Source organism: Granulicella sp. S190 (assembly GCF_009766095.1).
GTDB lineage: Bacteria > Acidobacteriota > Terriglobia > Terriglobales > Acidobacteriaceae > Edaphobacter.
Genome location: NZ_LMUD01000020.1, coordinates 1729 through 22684 on the forward strand (window position 1 = coordinate 1729; position 20956 = coordinate 22684).

Genomic DNA, 20956 nt, shown 5'->3' on the forward strand with positions numbered 1-20956 from the left:
GCTCCCATCTCCGTCACCTCACCCAGCAACACTGCCCCTCTGGTCTCCTACGCCCTCTCACAAAGCTCCCTCACCTTCGCCCCCACCCAGGTAGGCGACATCACCGAAACCCAAACCATCACCCTCTCCAACACCGGCACAACCACCCTCCACATCCATCCCCCGCCGTTCGTTCAGGACTTCACCGTTCAATCCGCCTGTGCCACGCTCGTCCCCTCAGCCAGCTGCACTCTCATCGTCGCGTTCTCGCCTCAGCCCGTCGCTGCCAACACCACCACCAACCGCATCTCCGCCATCGAGATCACCTCCGACTCCAGCACCGCGCTCGAGTTCGTCAGCCTCCTCGGCGTCGCCAACCCCTCGCCGCTCAGCCTCTCTCCCTTCACCCTCAACTTCGGCAACGTCCAGGTCGGCAGCTCCGCCACCCTTCCCGTCCAAATCACCAACATCACCACCGCCCCCATCGCCATCCAGACAATCTCCGCCGTCGGCCCTTACACTGTCACCGGCGACTGCCCCACCGAAGGCAACACCCTCGCCCCCGCCACCAACTGCACCGAACAGGTCACCTTCACCCCTACCACCGCGGCGACCATCGGCGGACTGCTTTCGATCCGCTCCTCCGCCTCGACCCTGCCCATCGAATACCCCGTCACCGGCACCGGCGTTCAGTTCCACCTTCAAACCAACCCATCCGCCCTCAACTTCGGCACCATCGCCCTCGGAGCCTCCGCCGTCCAGACCCTCACTCTCACCAACACCGGCACCACCCCCATCACCAACCTCAACCTTGCTATCACTGGCGACTACAACATCACCCTCCCCTGCGCCTCCCCCACGCTCGCCCCCGGTGCAAGCTGCCAGCTCACCGTCACCTTCGCCCCCACCGCCTTGGGCCCACGCAACGGCACCCTCACCTCAACCGACCCCAGCACCGGCCTGCACATCCTCAACGTCCCCCTCACCGGCACCGGAGTAGACGCCAGCTCCTTCACCCTCACCGTCAACGGAGCCTCCTCCGCCACCCTCACCATCCCCAGCGAGCAGGCCGCCGACTACACCCTCCAGCTCACTCCGCTCTCCAACTACACCGGCACCGTCATCCTCAACTGCACCCCCATCACCCCCGGACCCTACGCCACCTGCTCGCTGCTCCCCTCCAGCATCACCCTCAACGGCGTCGCGCAAAACTCCGTCGCCAACCTCAACACTGTAGTCGAGTACATCCCTCCAACCACCGCAGCCAACAGACGCAACACAACCAGCAAAACGATCCTCTGCCTCATCCCACTCTCATTCTTCTTCTGGAGACCAAAGAAACCGAAGTCCCGCACCGCGCAAAAATACCACCCCATCCGCCTGCTTGCATTCGCGGCCATCCTAACCCTGCCTGCCCTCTGGATCTCCGGCTGCGGTAGCGGCGGCACCGACCCGAACCTCCGCTTCACCCCACCCGGTACCTACCAATACCAAGTCACGGCCACCGCCACCACCGGCGTCCCGCTCACCCAGACCGTCACCCTCAACCTCATCGTCACCGCCCACTAACTCAAAAAACAAACAGGCTGCAAGCACGGAACATTCGTCCGCTCACAACCTGCTCAAGACCACGCGGCGGTGCATGGTTGTGCATCCGCCGCGGGCAACGTTAGTCAGTCAGCGCACCGTGCGTTACTGTCCGCCGAAGGTCTTTCTCAGTGTCGCCACCGACACATGCGGCCAGCTCAGCATGACTGGAGCCACGCCAGGCTTGAGCACAGGGAAGTTCAAAAACACCGTCTGAACATACTGCAACTGCAGGAAGCCTGCGTCAGGTGTCGGCCCCTTGATCCACTCAATCCAGAACGTAGCGAACACCGTAGCCGCATCGGCGTTCGTCTGCAGGAACGGAATATTCTCCACCCCGCCGCCCGTATTCAACCCCGCAAGAATATCCTTCGTCGGTATCGGCGTCGTGCCGCCCGGATCAGGCTGCTCCTGCAGCTGACTCGCAACACTCGCGACGTTAATCACCACCATCTTGTCGATCACCTGGTCCGACAGCGCCGCCGTCAGCAGCTTCGTCGGATCCAGAATCACATCCTGCATCGGAACCCCCAGGATCGTATCCGGCAGCGGAGTAGCCGGCGAATCCCCGGCAGGCGTCCTGAAGTTCACCGCAGCAGGCGTCAGGTTCGACAGGTCATACGGAGGAAACGCAGATAGCGTACCCGGCGCATGCATCGCGCCACCAAGCGGAAAAGGAGCGGTGCCCGCAGCACTGATCTTGTCAGGATCAAACGGGTTCCCAGTGAAAGGATCCAGCTTGATCGCCGACCCCTGCGCCAGCAGCGAATTACCATGCGGAATCGTTCCCATCCGCGCCACACTCTGCGTGCCGCCAACATCCTGCGAGGGAATGTGAATCCATATCCCCGGCTCGATATGCAATGCGCCCTTGGTCGTCGAATCCGAAACCTTCTGCAGATACGTCAGGCCAAACAGCTCGATATCGTTCACCGCATTTCCGCGATTCGGGATCGAAGACGAGATAGGAATAAAGCTCAGCGTCTCAAACGTCTGGTTGAGTTCAAGAAACAGAGGAGAGCCGCCTTGCTTGTCGGGTCGAGCAATGAGGTTGAATCCTGTGCCCTCCCAGGTTCCCGACAGCTCCGAGATAAATCCAAGTTTATCGCCGACGCCTTTGCGATCCGGGCTGATGCGTATCGAAGGGATTGCTTTAGGAGCCGCTGCCCCACCAGGAGTAGTGATCTGATCTGCCATCGTCTTTCCTCTCTTCTCTTCCAAACGGAAGGGTTCTGCTTGTCTTCGGTCACAGGAAGCATCATCGGCAGCGTTGCCGCGCACTCGTCCCAACGGGTTCAGCAGGGATCAAAAGAATAGGGGTCAACCCACTCGCGTCATTTCGCCGGTCCAGCGAAGCCATCGTGCAGGCGGAGTCGCACGAACAGCATCTGCGTCCACACAGGCTCTCGGAATCCTTCACCTGCGCATCATCGTCGCGCCTTATTCGGACGTAAGACTCTCCCTCGAAAGGCATACCCTCTCCTTCGCGACACTTGTTCCTGTCGTCGGACGAAGTTCCTTTATTCGCATGGATCTGTTGATGCAGACCCGCGCAGTCCGCGAGCATCCGTGGTCAAACTTCATGAGTTGTCAGGGCCGAGTGTGACCATCATCCGAAGGATGTTGGAGAGATCCGGTCGAATCAACCGACCGAACGAGTCACATCGTAATAGTGTCTTCCACCCACCATTCGTTACGAACTGGCGAAAGATTCAGAGCCACGAATCTTAGACAGCCTACGCATAGTCACTCTGCCGTCCGCTACCGAACCTTCTTCCAAAGCAGGTCCTCATTGTTTCGTCGATCGATCACCATATCCACGTGACCGGCATCGTCACGATGAAACAAGGTTCGCCCTTCCACGCCCGCACGGAAAAACATATCGGGAGACTCTGGCAGCAGTCGATAAGGCTTCCCGGAGCTGCGCTGACCATACAACTCGTTCCCTTGATTTGTAACCGTCATGGTATGCCCAGGAGCCAGCTCGTACGAGCCGACATAGTCCTTCAACTTCGCTTCAGAAACCTTCCCTGCAGCCGGGTCTTCGTAGTACCGAAACGTCTGGCTCGCAATGATCTGCCACGTTTGCCCCCTGTACACCCACGTATCCGTCGTGTGATATCGAGCATGCAGCTCCCGCCCAAACACCGTCTCCACCTCGTCGCAGTCGTAACTGAGAACGGCCGTGTCGCCCGCAAACCGCGACTTCGCATTCATCACCCTAATTGTGCCGCTGTAGCCGGCAGGCAACGGCTGCAGATCTTCCATCAAGGCAGGCTTGTCCATCGACCTGCCCTTCTCATCAAAAAGGATCGCATCGTCAGCGAAGTACAACTTCCACGGCGCCTGATTGCCCGGCGCAACCGCATCGTAGAGCTGTTGCGTCCGCCGCACCAGCTCCGCCTCCGTAATCTTTGGCGCATCCACGCCACGCGCCGCCGGACACGCCGTCAACACCGAAATCAACCCAGTGATGAGACTTCTATTCACGTCATCCTCCCGAATACAAACGAAGGCCTGATACGGAGCCAGTCCGGCGCCGTAGCCATAGGTACGCTATCCAAAGCGCAAGGTTCCCGGCTACATGATTCCAATCGAAGGCACCGCGACACGACGAGACCCTTCGTATCGAGCAGGCACACTCAAAGTCTTTAGTTGTGCGCCAATTACTTCTGTCGATTAGCCGCAGTAGGCAGCGCCAGCAACTTCGCCGCCAGCGCGGACAGCCGCTGAATCGGCTCACCAAGCTCCTCAGCCAGCGCCTTCGCATCCCCGCCCACCGCACCTGCGGCCGCAAGATACACAATATTCGTAATGCCTTGCAGCGGATTGTTAATCCTGTGCGCGAGCTCATTCGCCATCGCCGCCGCCGCCGCTACCTTTGTCTGCTCCATCAACAGTCTCTGCTGGCTCTGCTGTCTCACACCCATCGCTGCAAAGTTCGCCAGCACCTGCATCATGCGCAGGTCGTCCCCGTCGAACGCCTCCTCCCGTCCATGCGCCATGATCCAGATCGTGCCCCGCGTCTCTCCCACCTCCCACGGCAGCAAAATCCCATCGGTCACTACCGGCGCCTCGATCCCCATCAGATCGAAGAACCTCTGCGTCACGCGAAAGAGCTGCGGACGTCCCCGCTCCAGGCACATACCGCATGCGCTTGGAGAACGCGGCAGCGTCGCATGCAGAAAGTTCTCATACTGCCCCGCCGTCGCAACCCACTCGTAATAGTCCGTATCGCTCTTCTCTTCCCGCTCTATGCTGATGCCCGCGCTGTCAGCCCCGCACAGCTCCACCGCCGCATTCACCAGCTCCTGCAGAATCGTCTCGGGACTCTCCACGAAAGCACGCGCCAACCGGCCCATCCCCTCCACCTGCATCGCAACATCGCGCACATGCAGCCGCCGCGCAGCAAACGAAGCGTCTTCATGGAGATCTATAACCTCTAGCCCGGTATCTACTGCAATCGAAGTCGCCATACTCATTAAGGGCCCTTATCCCTATCCTGCGAACCCTAACGTCTGTCGATCATTCGACAGAACACCCACAGAACTCCTGAATAGAAGCGATGCCTTCATCATACCGGCTCGAGGTACGCCAGATAGTAGTCTCTGGGTTGAAAAAAAGCCACCTGTTTTCTTCAAATCTGGCGTACTTTCGTAACTCGAAAGTTACGTTGCTAAACCACCATCTCAGCCACGCGCCCCACCACACTCATACCATCGAAACACCACGTCCAAAACACCCACTTTCCCAAAACACCCCTCAAAAAGCCGCCAAAAGACGCGGCTCTCCCGCATCATCACCATGCTATTTTTTTCTAAAAACCTACCGCCGAACTACCCCAATCGAAACCGGAACCTGCTCCACAATCTCAATCCCAAACCCCTGCAGCGCCGGAACATGCGTAGGCGTATTGGTCAGCAGCCGGATCTTGTGAATCCCCAGGTCCGACAGAATCTGCCCGCCCAGCCCCACCTGTCGCAGCGTCCTGTGCGCCCGATCATCGCCACCCTCCCGCGTTCGCTGCTCCCGATGCAGCACAATTCGCGCCGGTGTCACGCCCTTATCCACGCCAAAACCAGCGCTGCCATTGTGCAGATACACCAGCGCTCCCTTACCCGCCTCCGCAATCATCTTCAGCGACTGCTCCACCACCGACTTGCAATCGCACAGCGGCGTCGAAAAAACATCTCCCGCCAAACAATGCGTATGCACTCGCACCGTCACCGGCTCATCGCCACTTACATCCCCGTACACCAGCGCAATATGCGACTCGCCACCCTCCACCTCGCTCTCATAAGCGATCATCCGAAACTCGCCATGCGCCGTAGGCATCACCGTCTCCGCCACGCGATGGATATACCGCTCATGCTGCAACCGGTAGCGAATCAGATCCGCCACCGTCACCATCAACAACCCATGCTCCGCGCAGAACTTCACCAGGTCCGGCACCCGCGCCATTGTCCCATCGTCGTTCATAATCTCGCAGATCACTCCAGCCGTCACCAGCCCGGCCATCCTCGCAAGATCAACCGAAGCCTCCGTCTGCCCCGCCCTCACTAGCACGCCACCCTTGCGCGCACGCAGCGGAAACACATGCCCCGGCCGCGCCAGATCATGAGCCGTCGAACGCGGATCGATCGCCACCTGGATCGTATGCGCCCGGTCCGCGGCAGAGATACCCGTTGTCACACCCTCCCGCGCCTCGATGCTCTCTGTAAACGCCGTGCCGAACCGCGAAGTATTCTCCTGCGTCATCGGCCCCAGCCGCAGATAGTCCGCCCGCTCTTCCGTCAGCGTCAGGCAGATCAGTCCACGGCCAAACTTCGCCATGAAGTTGATCGCCTCCGGCGTGACAAACTCCGCGGCCAGCGTCAGGTCGCCCTCGTTCTCTCGGTCCTCGTCATCGACAACGACAACCATGCGCCCTGCCTTGATCTCTGCTACTGCCTCTGTCACGTCAGCAAACATTGTCTACCCTCTCCAATTGCATCTCTTTCGACGCATCCCATCTTACGTCCGTCGCAAAAAAGAAGCGCCACCCACAGTGGGCAGCGCTCTCTTTTTACAAGCGAATTACAAAATGCAAACCAAACGCTTACAGCAGTGGCGCTTAGAGCTACAGCGTGGACTCGATCTCGAATCCCCACGCCTCAAGCAGCGCCTCAGGAATGTACTTTGAGTTCTTGTTACGACGAGCCCACTCCCGCAGTCTGGTCGAACGAATGTACTGGTCGGGCGTAAGCTTGAACTCCTTCACAACCTGCTCGAACGATGTTACCGTTGGGACAACAGGCCCGATCGGCTCAGGCTTGCCCCAGTTGGGATTTCCACGACGCTTTGCCATATCTTTATCAGTACCTCTTCAAAATTTGATTTCCGCACTTCGCTCTACGCACTCGGAAATAAACGCAACCTTCATTCTAAGGCATTTATGCGGTAAAAGCAATGCGTGACGCGGTCTTTACACGTCCCCGCTCTCTAACGCTGTTGAGCCAACGCATAAAACTTCACCATATCCGCCTTCATCTCCTTCAACGCATCCACATTCAGATAGACCATATGACCCGCCGGATAGTAACCAAACTGCACATTATTAACCAGGCTTTGCGGCAGATCCATGTGGTTCAGGTCGTACTCCGTTGAAAAGAATGGCGTAGCCAGATCAAAGTATCCATTCGCAGAGAACACTCGCAGCTTGGGATTCTTCCGGATCGCATCCGCCAGATCCACCGCAACATCCGGCGCCGTCTGTTCCCCGCCCCGGCCAAATCCCGGAGCCTTGTGCTTGAAGTCCCAGCCCTCGTTCAGCCCAGGCCCTGAAGTGTAATAGGTCTCCTGGCTCATATACTTCAGCTCGCGCTGGATGTAGTCATGAAACGCCCCGACATACACCCCGCTGATCCCCGTATCCGACGGGTCATACCCGGGATTCTCTCCCGCCGAATCAGGGTCCCACCCCATGAACCGCGCATCGTACCGGCCCAGAGTCCGCTCATCCCCGCGCAGCAGCTCCTTGCGAAACCGCGTCGCCGAGATATGCAGCTTCGCCTCCTTCACATACTCCACGCTCAACCCGGTCACCGCCGCTACCTTCGCAGCCATCGCGTCGAACTCAGCCGCAGGCAGCTTATCGCCCTGCTGCAGCGCCTCTGCATACGGCCCTCGCGCAAACACCCTCGCCTGCTCCACCCACTCCGCCAGGCTCACAGTCGTCTTTACCTTGTGGTAGTGATACGCGATCGCCGCGTACGAAGGCATGTACCCGATCGCCTCGTAGTCCAGCCCGGGGTTGCGTCGGTTGTAGTTCAAAATCGAAGACAGAAGCGTCACGCCATTGAACTCGACGCCATCATTTTGTAGCGCGCTCACCAGACCCGCCGACCGCGTCGTTCCATACGACTCGCCAAACAGAAACTTCGGCGAGTTCCACCGCTGATTCGCCGTAAGGTACCGCACAATAAACTTGTCGAACGCTTTGATGTCCTGATCTGTCCCCGCGAAGTCCTTGATCGTACCCTTGCCCACCGCACGCGAATACCCCGTCAGCGGCGCATCGATAAACACCAGGTCGCTCTTATCCAGCAGGCTGTATTGATTCTGCACCCATTCAAACGGAGCAGGCCCTGTCGCATCCGGGCTCTGTGTCACCACCCGCACCGGCCCAAACGATCCCATATGCAGCCAGATCGTCGCCGCGCCCGGCCCTCCGTTATAAAAGAACGTCACCGGCCGGCTCTTCGCCTCGACCCCATCCTCCGTATAAGCCACGTAGAAGATGCTTCCGTTCGCCTTATCCTGCTCATCCCGTATCAGAAGATTTCCCGCGGTCGCCGTGTAGTGAACCATCCGCCCACCCGCGGCCCACTCATGCTTGGTCACCGAGCTCGTCTCGGCAGGAATCGGAAGGGTTGCCTCTTCCTTCTTCGCCTCAGTCTGCGGCTTGCTGTCTGGTGCCTGCGAGAACCCCGGCGCCACCACCCCTGTAACTGCCACCACCGCGGCAATCCGTAGTATCCGAGATACCACCGAAACCTTCACAACGCCAGCTCGAATCAAGTCGCTCTCCTGATCGTTTTTTAGGAACGCGACCATCATACCTTCTTGGCAGCCTGCTCGAAAGTCTGCCGCCCCCGGCTATGGAGCGGTATCCAGGTGAAAAGGAGTGGTATATCGCTCCACGGGATATCCCTTCTCCACCCAGGCTTCCAGGCCGCCCTTCAAGAATTTGATCTTGGTAAAGTTCAGCGCCAGCGCCCGTTCCAGAATCATTCGGCTCGTGCTCTGGCTCACGCATGTGCAATAAATGATGGACTCTTTTTCCTTGGGGATCAGCGAAGCCTGCTCGACGATCTCCTTCGGAGACAATCTCCTTGCCCCAGGAATAATCTCCGAGTGTGCCAGCAAATCCAACGGCTGTCGCACATCGAACAGCAAAATGTCTGAATCGCCTTCCAGCAAAGCATGCAAAGCCTCCGCCTCTATGCTGTGCTCCTCCACCTCGCGCCGCCTCCGCAACTGCCGCATCCGCAGAAACCCGAACAACAGAACGCAAAATCCAACCACGCAGATGACAACCAGATACATACTGCCTCCTAGAACTCATCTCAGTATCATCTGATCTTCCAGTCACGGCTAAAGATGCGCGAATATTTCAACTCCATTCGCTGCAACAGGATCATTCCCTCAAGCGTATCAAGCCAGCTACTCTCCGCCATCAACTTGCCTTCACTGTCACGCGAAGATTATGCGAAACTCGAAATAAGCCGCATGAATCTCGAAACCCTCCTCCACCAGACCTTCGGCTTCGCCCAGTTTCGTGCCAACCAGGAAGCCGTCTGCCGCGCCGCCACCGACGGACGCGACGTCCTGCTTGTCATGCCCACCGGCGCAGGAAAGTCCCTCTGCTACCAGCTCCCCGCCATCGCCCGCGGCGGCACCGCACTCGTCATCAGCCCGCTCATCGCCCTCATGGACGACCAGGCCACCAAGCTCACCGCCGCCGGCCTCCGCGTCGCTCGCATCCACTCCGGCCTCTCCCGCGAAGAAGCCCGCCAGGCCTGTCGCGACTACCTCGACGGTACCCTCCAGTTCCTCTTCATCGCACCCGAACGCATGCGCGTCCCCAACTTCCCAGAGATGCTCGCGAAGAAGAAGCCTTCTCTCATCGCCATCGATGAGGCCCACTGCATCTCTGCCTGGGGCCACGACTTTCGCCCCGACTACCGCACCCTCGGCGACTTCCTTCCTGCCCTGCGCCCAGCGCCCGTCATCGCGCTCACCGCCACTGCTACACCCACCGTCCAAAAAGACATCGTCACTCAGCTCAAACTCAGCCAGCCTCAGCTCTTTATCCACGGCTTTCGCCGTCACAACCTCGCTATCGAAGTCGTCGAGCTCTCCAAGCCCCGTCGCAACGAGTTCACAGCCGCTCTCCTCAAACAAAAATCCAATCGCCCCGCCATCGTCTACGCGCCCTCGCGCAAAGCCGCCGAAGAACTCGCCTCTACACTCGGCGGATCTGCCGCCGCCTACCACGCAGGCCTCGACCCCGCCACACGCGAGCGCGTCCAGCGCCACTTTCTCTCTGGCAACCTCGAAGTCGTCGTCGCCACCATCGCCTTCGGCATGGGCATCGACAAAGCCGACGTCCGCACCGTCGTCCACACCGCGCTCCCCGGCTCCGTCGAGCAGTACTACCAGGAGATCGGCCGTGCCGGGCGCGACGGCCAACCCTCCCGCACCGTTCTCCTCCACTCCTTCGCCGATCGCAAGATGCACGACTTCTTCCTCGAGCGTGACTACCCCGCCATCACCGATCTCACCAGCGTCGCCGCCGTCCTCACCTCCGACTACCAGATGCCCGACCTCCTTCGCCAGCGTCTGCGCATGGACGCCGAGACCTTCGACAAAGCTGTCGAAAAACTCATCGCCCAGGGCGCAGCCAACATCGACATGGCCGGTAACGTCCGCACCGCCCCCAATAGTGATAAAGACGCACCCCGCAAAGCCGCATGGCGCAAAGGCTACGACGAGCAGATCGCCTTCCGCCGCGGCCAGATCGACCGCATGGTCCAGTTCGCCGAATCCGCCCAGTGCCGCATGGCCGCCCTCATCCAACACTTCGGCGACACCGCCGACGGCCTTCGTCCCTGCGGCCACTGCGACTTCTGCTCCCCACTAAGCGCCACCGCCCAAACCTTCCGCACTCCCACCACAGAAGAGGACCGCCAGCTCCGCGCCATCCTCCGCGCACTCGATGGCCAAAGCCGCCCCACTGGAAAACTCCACACCGAGCTATCCACTGGCCCCCTTCGTAACACCCCCGCCGCCGACCGCAAAGTCTTCGACTCCCTGCTCGACGCTCTCACCCGCTCCGGCCTCATCACTCTCAACGCCGATCAATGGACCAATCCGGAAGGTAACCTAATCAGTTACAAAAAGGCTGCGCTCACCCACGAAGGCCGCACCCTCTCCGGCCCACTCCCACCCGATCTCCTGCTCAAAGATATCGCCGCAGCCACCTCTTCCGCATCGCGAAAGAAATCCGGAGCCACCGCGAAGTCATCGAAGACCTCCCTCAAAGCCGAGCGCGACCAAACTACCGCCGCCTACACTCCCGCGCAGAAAGCCCTCGAGGCCAACCTCCGCGAATGGCGCAAGGCCGAAGCAGCCAAGACCGGCAAACCCGCCTTCATCGTCTTCAGCGACAGCGTCCTTCACAACCTCGTCCTCGCAGCCCCTCAAACCATCTCCCAACTCCTTACCGTCTCTGGCATAGGCCAGGAAAAATCCGACCGCTACGGAGCAAACCTCATCGCCCTCTGTCGCGCTGAAGCCGGAGCCCAAAGCGGAATCCTTGACTCCTCCAACCCGCGCACCGTCGCATCTGGACACGGTGAGTCCCAACCTCAAACCAGCGAAAGGAGGTCGTCACCTCTACCGGAGCGCATTGAAAACCACCCTCCCACCCACGAAAGAAGATCGTCATCTCGACCGGAGCGCAGCGGAGTGGAGAGACCCCCGTATTTTTCTGCCGCTGCCGCAATCACCACCCCCGCAGAAACCTTCACCCGCCAACGCACCCTCACCACCGAACCCACCACATCCCTCACGACCGAACAACAAGCCTTGGACGAACGCCTCCGCGACTGGCGCAAGGCCGAGTCCGAGCGCCTCGGCCTCCCGCTCTTCTTCGTCCTCGCCTCCACCACCCTCCGCAACATCGTCCTCGCCCACCCGCAGAATCTGACTCAACTAAAATCCATCCATGGTCTCGGCCTCGATAAGATAGAAAAGTTCGGCCCCGGGATCATCCAGGCCTGCACCACCTGAAGACCCTGTCTTCAGTCGCAAAGCCAGCCGCACGGAGGCGCAAATGTCATCTGCAACCACAGCAAAACGTATCAGCCCCATGCTCGCCGTCGCCGACATGGAAGAGACTCTCGCGTTCTACCAAGAGGTCCTGGGCTTCACGCTCACCATGCAATCCCCTGGATACTCCATCGTTGAACGCGACGGCCAGACCATCCACTTCCAGAAGGCAGCCTCCGACGTGGTCATGCAATGCGTTCGCGGCCACACCGAGATCTATCTCGAGGTCTCCAACATCCACCCGCTCTGGGAGCATGTAAAAACCCTCAAAGACCACTACCGCATCCGAGACCTCTTCGACCGCGAATACGGCATGACAGAGTTTCATATCTCCGACCCAAACGACTGCCTCGTCTTCGTCGGCGAACCCACTCCCAGACAGCGCGCTAAATAGTTACGAGTGCATAGAAGATCTCATCCCTAGCGAACACAGAATCTCACCCGAAAATGAATAGCTATTCATTCCACGCCTCAATGTGCTAACTTCCGAAGCACAAGCCGACCCATGAGCCAGAACCAACCCACACCCGACACCGCCCGCCACACCCCCGCTTCGATGGACGGCAACCCCACCATCGACGAGCGCGCCAACCACTGCTTCGGCTGCGGCCCCGCCAACCCGCAGGGCCTTCATCTCACCTTCACCACCGACACCTCAAACCCCGAAGCCATCACCACCACCTGTCACTTCCAGCTCGACCGTATGCACGAAGGCCCGCCCGGCCACATCCACGGAGGCATCGTTGCCACGCTCCTCGACGAAGCCATGAGCAAGCTCAACCGTCCCCTCAACGTCATCGCCATGACCCGTCATATGGAGATCGACTATCTCCGCCCCGCGCCGCTCTACAAACCACTCGTCCTCATCGGCCGTCACCTCAACCGCCCCACCAGGGCCGACGGTACCCTTGATCGCAAGATCTTTCACCAGGCCGAGATTCGAACCCCCGAAGGCACAGTATTAGCCCGCAGCAAAGGCCTCTTCATCGTCATCGACCCAAAGCTACTGGCAGCGGCAGGCTTTACCGCACCCGAAGATTAGAGTCTCGTCAAACATCCTCATCGCGACCGAAGGAAGCGCCCACCGAAGGGGTACACAAGTCACGAAGTGACCGCCCCACGCGCAGTGGGCCCGTCCGGCAGGACGAGTCGTCTACCCAGCCTCACCCCAGTATCCCTGATCCTCCAGAAAATACTCTTCATCCCACGTATGCATCATCGTCTTGAAGAACATCCACACCATCCGCCAGTGTCCCAGCTTCTGGAACCGTCGGTTCGTCGTCAGTACGCGCCCGCGCACAATCCGAAACCGAATCCGCGCCACGCCCTTCGACAGCAGATAGTCCTCCGCAAACAGAGCCCGCTCGTTGAACCCGCCCAGCTCCCAGAAAACCTCTCGGTCGAACAGCATGAACATTCCCGTAGCAAACGGCTTGGTAAACGAACCCACCCGCTGCATCAGGTTGTTTCCGGCATAAAGCACATCGTCAAACAGGCTACCTTCGCGGCAAGTGATATTCGTCGTAGCCAGGTGCAGCCCACGCCGCTCCATTCGCCACACTGCCCGCCGCAGCAGCGTAGGCTCCGGCAGCTCCACATCCGCATCCAGAAACAGCACATACTTGGTCTTCGCCAGCTTCGCCCCCGCATTCCTCCCCACGGAAGGCAGACCACCCGGCACCACCTCCACCCGCAGACGGTCGCAAAATCCCAAGGCCGCCTCCACCGTCCCATCGGTCGACCCCGCATCCGCCACCAGCACCCGCGTCCTCGCCATCCCGTTGTAGTCCTGACTGCATAGAGACTCCAACAGCCGTGGCAGCATCTCCCCCTCGTTCTTCGCAGGAATCACAATCGTCAGCTCAGCATCCATCCAGGCCCTCCAGCAGTGCCTACACACCGCTCCGTAAGCGCAGCTTGACCCATCCAGGCTGTCCCGCAGATAAACCTCATTTGAATTTTCAGCCAAAACCATAGCCTCTGCCCCAAACTCGCCAACGGCTTCGCCATAGTCTCCGTCGGTTGGCGCGAAGATCCGCATTGCGACCAACGGGAGCGCCAACCGAAGGGGGTACGCGCGTCCACGAAGTGACCTGCTAAACTTAAAAGTCTTGCGGACATAAGTAACTCAGCGCGCCTCCGCCCGCGCACCAGCAATATGCGAACGAAGGAGAACCCCATGGCAGATCACACCCACAACGGCAACGGCAGCTTCGGCACCTCGTCCCTCCGCCTCAAACTCGGCCTCGCCGAGATGCTCAAAGGCGGCGTCATCATGGACGTCATGAACGTCGAGCAGGCCCGCATCGCCGAAGAGGCCGGTGCCATCTCCGTCATGGCCCTCGAGCGCGTCCCCGCCATGATCCGCGCCGAAGGCGGCGTCGCCCGCATGGCCAGTCCCAAACTCATCAAGCAGATCATCGGCGCCGTCTCCATCCCCGTCATGGCCAAGGCCCGCATCGGCCACTTCGCTGAAGCCCAGGTCCTCCAGCACCTCGGCGTCGACTTCATCGACGAATCCGAAGTCCTCACCCCCGCCGATGAGGTCTTCCACATCGACAAGCATGCCTTCACCACGCCTTTCGTCTGCGGCGCACGCAACCTTGGCGAAGCCCTCCGCCGTATCTCCGAAGGCGCAGCCATGATCCGCACCAAGGGCGAACCCGGCACCGGCGACGTCGTCCACGCCGTCCAGCACATGCGCCAGATCGTCCGCGAGATCAAAGCCCTCACCGTCCTCGGCGACGAAGAGCTCTACAACGCCGCCAAGGTCCACGGCGCACCCTACGAGCTCGTCCGCATGGTCGCCAAGGCTGGCAAGCTCCCCGTCCCTAACTTCTCCGCAGGCGGCATCGCCACCCCCGCCGATGCAGCCCTCATGATGCAGCTAGGCGCCGAAACAGTCTTCGTAGGCTCCGGCATCTTCATGAAGGAGCGCGCCACCCCACTTGACGTCGAGAACGATCCGAAAGAGCGTGCCGAGGCCGTCTCTCGCGCCAAGGCCATCGTCATCGCCACCACCCACTTCAATGATCCCAAGATCGTCGCCGAAGCCAGCGAAGCCGTGATCGGTTCCATGAAGGGTCTTGCCGCAGCCGCCATCGAAGAGCGTGACCTTATGCAGACCCGCGGCTGGTAACTCCCGATCTCCAACGTGGACTGTCGAAGCCCCTATCCCACCGAACCTACTTCGACGGATAAGACTTCGACACTCCACTGCGCGAGTTGTAAACCTCAAACCCGCCATCCTCATGAGCTGTCACCTTCAGAGAGTGGCCCGCATCCGGTCCATGAAGATTGGCAATCTTTCCCTCCGCAACATTGTTTGCCACGCCTCCCTCCTCGGAGTAGTGCAGCTGCCATAGATCCTCAAGCCCCGGAGCCTTCTCGATAACCTGCCACACCGGCGGCGACCCACCCTTCGTCGCACCGTTATCCATAATCGCAACCCGCGGACTGATCGCATCCACCAAAGCCGGGCTGCTGCTCTGCGACCATCCATGATGCGACACCACCAACAGGTCGACATGCTCCACACGACTCACCGGGCACATCAGCTCCATCTCCTTATCCCAGGTCAAATCCCCCAGATCCAGAATCTTTAATCTCCCAAACCCAAGCATCACGCCCAGCGAACGCGCATTCTCCGTCTCATCCGCAGGACGCTTCTCCGAAGCGGCACAAAATGAGTTCGCCTTCCCTGCTCCTGCACGCGGCTCCTTCAGCAACTCGCCGTCCGCGCTCACTACAGTCACCTTCAGATCAGGAATCGGCAGCACATCTCCTGCCTTCGCGACAATATGTTCGAAGTGTCCATCTGCCAGCACCTTCTGGTAGGCATCATAGGCCTTCACCGTCTCAGCGTTGCTCTCACGGTTAGGCCCATGGTCGATGAACGTCCCAATCGGAATCCTCGCCGCCAGCTGCGGCACGCCACCCGTGTGGTCCACGTGATAGTGCGTCAGCAGAACATAGTCGATCCGCGAAATCCCCGCATCCTTCGCCGCAGCGACAATCCTGTCCGCGTCGCGTCCGTCAAACCCAGGCCAGCCCGTATCAACCAACAGGGAGTGCTTCGACGGAGTAACAAACAACGTCGCCTGCCCACCCTCTACATCGACAAAGTAAATCTGCAGAGAACCCTTCGTCGCACCATAACAGCAGCTCGCCAGCGCCCAGGACACCGCAACCGCAAGTGCGACACGCGCCAAAACCCCACCTAGAAATCTCATCATCCTCTGCACTCTACCCCCACCACTTTTTAAAGTGGTGAAAATTTAACTCCCGCAGAGGCTATGTTGTTCCTTGTCTCCCACAAATGCAATCGAAGCCTCTATCGCGTCCAGCCATCGGCCACGAGATCATCCGACTACTTCAGATTTCTCACCGTATTCCAGGGCAAAACCACAATCATCTTTCCCTGCCAGTACCCCACCACCCCGCGCGAGATGATCTTGCCGCTCGTCTCCATCTCGACAGCGCTCCGGTGCTCCCCTGCAAACTGATTCGCTCCCGCCTCAGTCGCAAAGACGACGAACTCTTCAGGATGCTCCGCCACATCGCGCCGCAGGCTCTCCTGCATCGCCGCCGCATCACCCACAGACGCCGGCGAAACGATCGTCTTCGCAGCCAACGCGTCCGGGCGGTTCAATGTCACCACCGACGCCTCAGCAGAAAAGCTGATCAGCAAAGCAACTGCGCTCAACAAAAACCTGGCCCGGGAAACTCTCACCACTTCGTTCTAAACGTTATCCAGCCGCGACTGAATCCCCCGAACGATGTACTCCCGAGCGCTCTATTCAAAACCGCCCGCAAAAAAAGCTCCGTGCTGCGCGAAGAGGTCGTCACTCTTCGCGCAGCCGGAGCCCAGACCCGGACAAAACCGGATAAAAGTCGCCGACCCCATCGCTCCGGCAAAGCTAGCCGAAGCGACAGGATCGAATCATGCGCTAGAACGAGCGGTTTGCAGCCTCCGCTTCATCGGCCAGAATCTGCAACGTAGCCAGGAACCCGTTGCTCTGTCCCGTGAACAGCCCCGAGCCGGTCAAAGAAGCCACAGCAGCCTTCGGCCCCGCAAACTGATTCGTCAGCGGACGGATCGTCGCGCACTTCGGCAGGTTCGGGCTGATGAACTCCGCCGGAACCGGGAAGATCAGGTTCGGTTGAAACTCCGGCGTACCCGGAGTCGCAAACAGGTTCGGGAACGTCAGCCCCTCATCGCTCACAGGAGCGACCGTTGGCTGGCAGCCATTGCCCGCAAAGTCGACCCACTCCAGAAAGTGCGCGATCTCATCGCCACCGATGCCCAGCGTAATCTCCAGCACCTCGGCACTCGAAACCTTCTGCGACAAGCTCGCATACAAGCTCGATCCGCCCGCCTCGATCGCTCCAAAGTGAAAGGCCGCAATATTAGCAATCACCTGGATATGGTTCGGATTGTTGAAGTCCGCATTCGTCACCGGAATCGCACTCCGATTGTTGATCGTCACCACCTGCGGAAACGTCGCGCCCTGGTCGGGATTCGTCGTGCTGCGATAGCGCGTAAACCAGCTCGTGTCCACGTTCAGGTGCATCAGGTTCGTCAGGCGACCGATGTTTGCCGCACCTTTGGCCTTGCTTCCCTGCAGCGTTCGAAACTGGTCAAGGTTCACCGGCTCAGCCCCTTTGGACTCGAGATACGCATTCAGAAACTCAGCGTGACTCACCTCATCCAGCGTGTTACTGGTGATGTACTGCGGGCCGTCTCCATCCAGGTTCATCAGGGCGTTCTGATAGGTGTTCATCGGGGTAAAGTTCGGAGTGTCTTCCACCGGCTTCTGTCCTGGGGTCAAACCGCCCAGCTCCGCATACTGCGTCCACAAGTCCGCTTCAATCAGCTCCGCCGCCGCAAGAAATCGCAGAATAGCCACATCGCCGCGATCGATTCGCCCACCGCCCCTGTAATCCTGCGCCCGCGCCTGCTGTGTGTGACCCAATAATCCCGCGCCCATTACTGCCGCGCCACCTGTCACCAGACCGCCCCGCATAAACGACCGGCGGTTGAGTGACCCTGACTGTGAAATGCTCTGCCTTTTCATGCGACTGTCTCCTTGAGCCCGGCCTGTTTCTGGCCGCTCGAATGACACATTAGCCTCCTTCAACTACTCCTTGTGTCACCTGCCTGTAGACTCTTTGTCCTCTTATTGTCTTCTTTTTGTCACTCCCTCGGGGTTGCCTGAAGATATGAAATTTCAGTCAAATTTATTCACCGTCGACCTTTAGATATCCATTTGTTTAATCCGCTTTTGTGCGCCTGTTCAGTGACAAGTACGTGACACAACTAAGCCCATCACGCAGGCATCGAACTTATGTCGCTGATCTTTAGAGCCAAAGGGAGAAAGATTAATCATGAGAAATTTTGTTCAGACACTCTGCGCCACTGCGGCTCTTACCGTGTCTATGACCATCGCCGCATCCGCCACAGACATGCAGAAGCTGGATGAGCGCATCGAATCAGCCCACCTCGTCCTCCATGAACTCATGGCCACGCCAGACAAAGGCATCCCCGACGACATCGCCGCTAAGGCAACCTGCGTCGCCGTCATTCCCGGCTTCAAAAAGGGTGCGTTCATTGTAGGCGGCCAATACGGTCAGGGCCTGGTCACCTGCCGCACCGGCCATGGTTGGAGCGCGCCCGCCTTCATTCAACTCACCGGAGCCAGCTTCGGCTTTCAGGCTGGCGGACAGTCGACAGATCTCGTCCTCATCGGCACCACCCACGACGCCTTTGACCGGCTCCTGCATGACAAGGTCAAACTCGGCGGAGACATCGGCGTAGCCGCTGGCCCCGTGGGCCGAAACTCCCAGGCCTCCACCACCGACGCAGCCAACGCTGGCTTTCTCACCTACTCCCGCAGCAAAGGTCTCTTCGCTGGCGTCGACCTTACGGGCGATGTCGTCCATCAGAATACCGACGACACCAGGCAGTACTACGGCTCTGACATCTCCTTCGACAAGATCCTCGGTGGTGACGTAGCGCCAAAGCCCTCCTCAGCTCACTTCATCCGCACCGTGAACCAAATGTTCCACGCCAGCGGCGCTCACTAAGCAACATATCTAAAAGTCGAAGCAACAAAAGTCATATCACGAATCACAGTCCTCCCAAGCGAGTCAGACCACACCGGCCTGGCTCGCTCTTTGCTGCAATCCGATCTTTTACCGTCATCTACCTTTGTCGTTGCCTGTTCTTCTGTCGTTGCCTGTTCTTCTGTCGTTGCCTGTTCTTCTGTCGTTGCCTGTTCTTCTGTCGTTGCCGGTTCTTTTGGTTGTTGGCCGGTTCTTTTGGTTGTTGTCTGCTCTTTTGGTTGTTGTCTGTTCTTTTGGTTGTTGTCTGTTCTTTTGGTTGTCATCCCGTAGGGATCTGCTTCTGTCGTTGCAGTTGCAGTTGTCGTTGCCTTTCCCTTCCCCCAATTCAAAACACCGTCATCTCGACCGAAGCGGACCACGGTTTTACCCGCAAGCCAATCCTGTCAACCCACCAACACTCTAATCCCCTGAAAAAGCAAGGGTTACACCTGGCGTAAATCCCCCTAAAAACCTCTATACTTAAACCAGGCATTAAAAAAGAGACAAATCACTCAACTGCCAGCTAAGTGATTTGTTTCTAATATTTTGCGGCTAAGTCCTTTCATTGGAATATTTTGCAGACACCACACTCCTGCAACCCAAGCCAAACAAAAGACTTACGCCCAAAATACCCGAGTAGGGGGGAGGGGGGGGATATATGCAGCAGCATCCAGTAAAAAACGCGAACTCCACCATAGGCATCCTCGCCCTTCAGGGAGCCTATGAAGCCCACGCCAGCACCCTTGCAGCACTCGGCGTCACCTCCCGCCTCATCCGCACCCCGGACGAACTCTTCACCTCCCACGGCACCCCAAGTATCGACGGTCTCATCATCCCCGGCGGCGAATCCACCACGATGCTCAAATTCTTGGAGCGAAATGGCTTCCTGGACTCCCTCACCACCTTCGTTCAGACGGTTCCCACCTTCGGAACCTGCGCCGGAGCTATCCTCCTCGCCAAAGACGTAGAGCACCCGGCTCAGACCTCCCTCAGCGCCCTCGATATCACCATCGAACGCAACGCCTACGGCCGCCAGATCGACTCCGCCATCCTCACCGCGCCCACCCAGCTCCCCGGCGATCCGCTCGAGATGGTCTTCATCCGCGCCCCCCGCATCACCCGCACCGGCCCGGGAGTCGAAATCCTGGCCTCTCGCGAAGACTTCCCCGTCCTGGTCCGTCAGGGGCATCTTCTCGCTGCCACCTTCCACCCTGAGCTAGGCCATGACCCTCGCGTCCACCAGCTCTTCCTCGAGATCGTTCGTACCCGCTCATGAAGCGTTTTTACGCCCTCTTTACGCCTTCCTCGCTAGCATTTCGGTATGAGCTCTCATCCGGCCACCACCAGTGTCATCAAAGAAGGGACCTCCGAAGCCCCATTCCTGCTCTTCACCGGCAACAGGAGACAGAGCGGCACCCCGAGTCTGGGCAGAGAGTTCTTTACTGATATCTTCGTCCCCTTGATCGTCGGAATCGCCGCAGCCGTCCTCTTCCTTCTGCTCTATGCCTTCTTCAAAGGCAGGCCTGGCTAAGGCCACCGCTCGCAGACGAGATATCCTGCATAGGTGATCTGCTCTCGTCTCCTTGGCGCAAGTCTTACCAGCCTCACGCCAGATCGCGCCGCAACCCATGGCCTCTGGTCTCTGCCCGCTAACGCCAGCGCCCACGGCGTCGCGCTCGACCGGCACCTCCTGCTCAACCTCTGGATCGCCCTCGCCCTCCTGGCGCTCGCCCACCTGATCCTCCTCGTCGGCCTCGTCGCCCAACGCCGCTCCGAACCACCCCGCCTCTGGACCATCGAGTACCTCCCGCTGGCACTCCTGGCCCTCCTCTTCGCGACCCTCACCCTCCGGGCCGAACGCCTCTGGGCTGCCACCCGCTACACCGGTGCCTCCCCCACCGCCCTCCAGATC

At 59.3% G+C, this 20956-nt stretch carries 20 protein-coding genes and 1 pseudogene; 9 read left to right on the top strand and 12 right to left on the bottom strand.

The features are described from left to right. On the top strand, positions 1–1548 hold a 1548-nt coding region (locus GSQ94_RS21440), incomplete at its 5' end, for a choice-of-anchor D domain-containing protein (RefSeq protein WP_254063853.1). 123 nt (positions 1549–1671) lie between these two features. Here GSQ94_RS21440 and GSQ94_RS12995 read toward each other — a convergent pair. The 7 genes from GSQ94_RS12995 to GSQ94_RS13025 all read right to left on the bottom strand — a co-directional run bounded on the left by GSQ94_RS12995 (position 1672) and on the right by GSQ94_RS13025 (position 9153). Continuing rightward, the gene (locus tag GSQ94_RS12995) at positions 1672–2763 is read right to left on the bottom strand and encodes a heme-binding protein (protein ID WP_158944313.1); all 1092 of its coding nucleotides are present in this window, start codon (positions 2761–2763) and stop codon (positions 1672–1674) included. Between the two features lie 564 nt (positions 2764–3327). After that, the gene (locus GSQ94_RS13000; protein ID WP_158944314.1) at positions 3328–4056 is read right to left on the bottom strand and encodes a DUF4440 domain-containing protein; all 729 of its coding nucleotides are present in this window, start codon (positions 4054–4056) and stop codon (positions 3328–3330) included. Between the two features lie 176 nt (positions 4057–4232). Then, positions 4233–5048, bottom strand: a complete 816-nt coding sequence (locus GSQ94_RS13005; protein WP_158944315.1) for a GAF domain-containing protein — start codon at positions 5046–5048, stop codon at positions 4233–4235. Between the two features lie 343 nt (positions 5049–5391). Then, on the bottom strand, positions 5392–6537 hold the full coding sequence (ribB, locus tag GSQ94_RS13010; protein WP_158944316.1) for a 3,4-dihydroxy-2-butanone-4-phosphate synthase: 1146 nt from the start codon (positions 6535–6537) through the stop codon (positions 5392–5394). Between the two features lie 148 nt (positions 6538–6685). Then, complete coding sequence (locus GSQ94_RS13015) at positions 6686–6913, bottom strand: hypothetical protein (RefSeq protein WP_020713518.1); 228 nt, start codon at positions 6911–6913, stop codon at positions 6686–6688. A gap of 134 nt (positions 6914–7047) precedes the next feature. After that, positions 7048–8625, bottom strand: coding sequence for a S10 family peptidase (locus tag GSQ94_RS13020; RefSeq protein WP_254063854.1), 1578 nt, complete (start codon positions 8623–8625; stop codon positions 7048–7050). Between the two features lie 78 nt (positions 8626–8703). Further along, on the bottom strand, positions 8704–9153 hold the full coding sequence (locus GSQ94_RS13025; protein WP_158944317.1) for a rhodanese-like domain-containing protein: 450 nt from the start codon (positions 9151–9153) through the stop codon (positions 8704–8706). A gap of 183 nt (positions 9154–9336) precedes the next feature. On the opposite strand from GSQ94_RS13025, the gene GSQ94_RS13030 reads away from it, so the two are divergent. The 3 genes from GSQ94_RS13030 to GSQ94_RS13040 all read left to right on the top strand — a co-directional run bounded on the left by GSQ94_RS13030 (position 9337) and on the right by GSQ94_RS13040 (position 12982). Beyond that, entirely contained in the window at positions 9337–11901 is a 2565-nt protein-coding gene (locus GSQ94_RS13030) for a RecQ family ATP-dependent DNA helicase (protein WP_158944318.1), read from the top strand. A gap of 43 nt (positions 11902–11944) precedes the next feature. Next, positions 11945–12334, top strand: coding sequence for a VOC family protein (locus GSQ94_RS13035; protein ID WP_158944319.1), 390 nt, complete (start codon positions 11945–11947; stop codon positions 12332–12334). Positions 12335–12445: 111 nt separating this feature from the next. After that, positions 12446–12982, top strand: a complete 537-nt coding sequence (locus GSQ94_RS13040; RefSeq protein ID WP_158944320.1) for a PaaI family thioesterase — start codon at positions 12446–12448, stop codon at positions 12980–12982. Between the two features lie 111 nt (positions 12983–13093). Here GSQ94_RS13040 and GSQ94_RS13045 read toward each other — a convergent pair whose 3' ends face one another. After that, entirely contained in the window at positions 13094–13813 is a 720-nt protein-coding gene (locus GSQ94_RS13045; protein ID WP_158944321.1) for a glycosyltransferase, read from the bottom strand. Positions 13814–14119: 306 nt separating this feature from the next. On the opposite strand from GSQ94_RS13045, the gene pdxS reads away from it, so the two are divergent. Further along, a complete protein-coding gene (pdxS, locus tag GSQ94_RS13050; protein WP_158944322.1) occupies positions 14120–15079 on the top strand; it encodes a pyridoxal 5'-phosphate synthase lyase subunit PdxS in 960 nt (319 codons plus the stop codon). A 46-nt stretch (positions 15080–15125) separates the two neighbouring features. On the opposite strand, the gene GSQ94_RS13055 is transcribed toward pdxS, so the two are convergent. The 3 genes from GSQ94_RS13055 to GSQ94_RS13065 form a co-directional block, all read right to left on the bottom strand. Further along, on the bottom strand, positions 15126–16175 hold the full coding sequence (locus tag GSQ94_RS13055) for a ComEC/Rec2 family competence protein (protein WP_254063855.1): 1050 nt from the start codon (positions 16173–16175) through the stop codon (positions 15126–15128). A 134-nt stretch (positions 16176–16309) separates the two neighbouring features. Next, positions 16310–16672, bottom strand: coding sequence for a hypothetical protein (locus tag GSQ94_RS13060; protein ID WP_158944323.1), 363 nt, complete (start codon positions 16670–16672; stop codon positions 16310–16312). A 217-nt stretch (positions 16673–16889) separates the two neighbouring features. Further along, the gene (locus tag GSQ94_RS13065) at positions 16890–18017 is read right to left on the bottom strand and encodes a twin-arginine translocation signal domain-containing protein (protein ID WP_158944324.1); all 1128 of its coding nucleotides are present in this window, start codon (positions 18015–18017) and stop codon (positions 16890–16892) included. A gap of 310 nt (positions 18018–18327) precedes the next feature. On the opposite strand from GSQ94_RS13065, the gene GSQ94_RS13070 reads away from it, so the two are divergent. Further along, positions 18328–19026, top strand: coding sequence for a lipid-binding SYLF domain-containing protein (locus tag GSQ94_RS13070; protein WP_158944325.1), 699 nt, complete (start codon positions 18328–18330; stop codon positions 19024–19026). Here GSQ94_RS13070 and GSQ94_RS13075 read toward each other — a convergent pair. After that, positions 19023–19328: a hypothetical protein gene (locus GSQ94_RS13075; RefSeq protein WP_158944326.1), complete on the bottom strand. Its 306-nt coding sequence runs from the start codon at positions 19326–19328 to the stop codon at positions 19023–19025. The genes GSQ94_RS13070 and GSQ94_RS13075 overlap by 4 nt on opposite strands. Before the next feature lie 374 nt (positions 19329–19702). Here GSQ94_RS13075 and pdxT point away from each other — a divergent pair, with 374 nt between their 5' ends. From pdxT to GSQ94_RS13090, 3 genes and pseudogenes are all read left to right on the top strand, one after another. Next, on the top strand, positions 19703–20320 hold the full coding sequence (gene pdxT, locus GSQ94_RS13080) for a pyridoxal 5'-phosphate synthase glutaminase subunit PdxT (RefSeq protein ID WP_158944327.1): 618 nt from the start codon (positions 19703–19705) through the stop codon (positions 20318–20320). A gap of 45 nt (positions 20321–20365) precedes the next feature. Further along, the gene (locus GSQ94_RS13085) at positions 20366–20575 is read left to right on the top strand and encodes a hypothetical protein (RefSeq protein ID WP_158944328.1); all 210 of its coding nucleotides are present in this window, start codon (positions 20366–20368) and stop codon (positions 20573–20575) included. 33 nt (positions 20576–20608) lie between these two features. Continuing rightward, positions 20609–20956, top strand: a pseudogene (locus GSQ94_RS13090) (hypothetical protein); the annotation flags it as partial.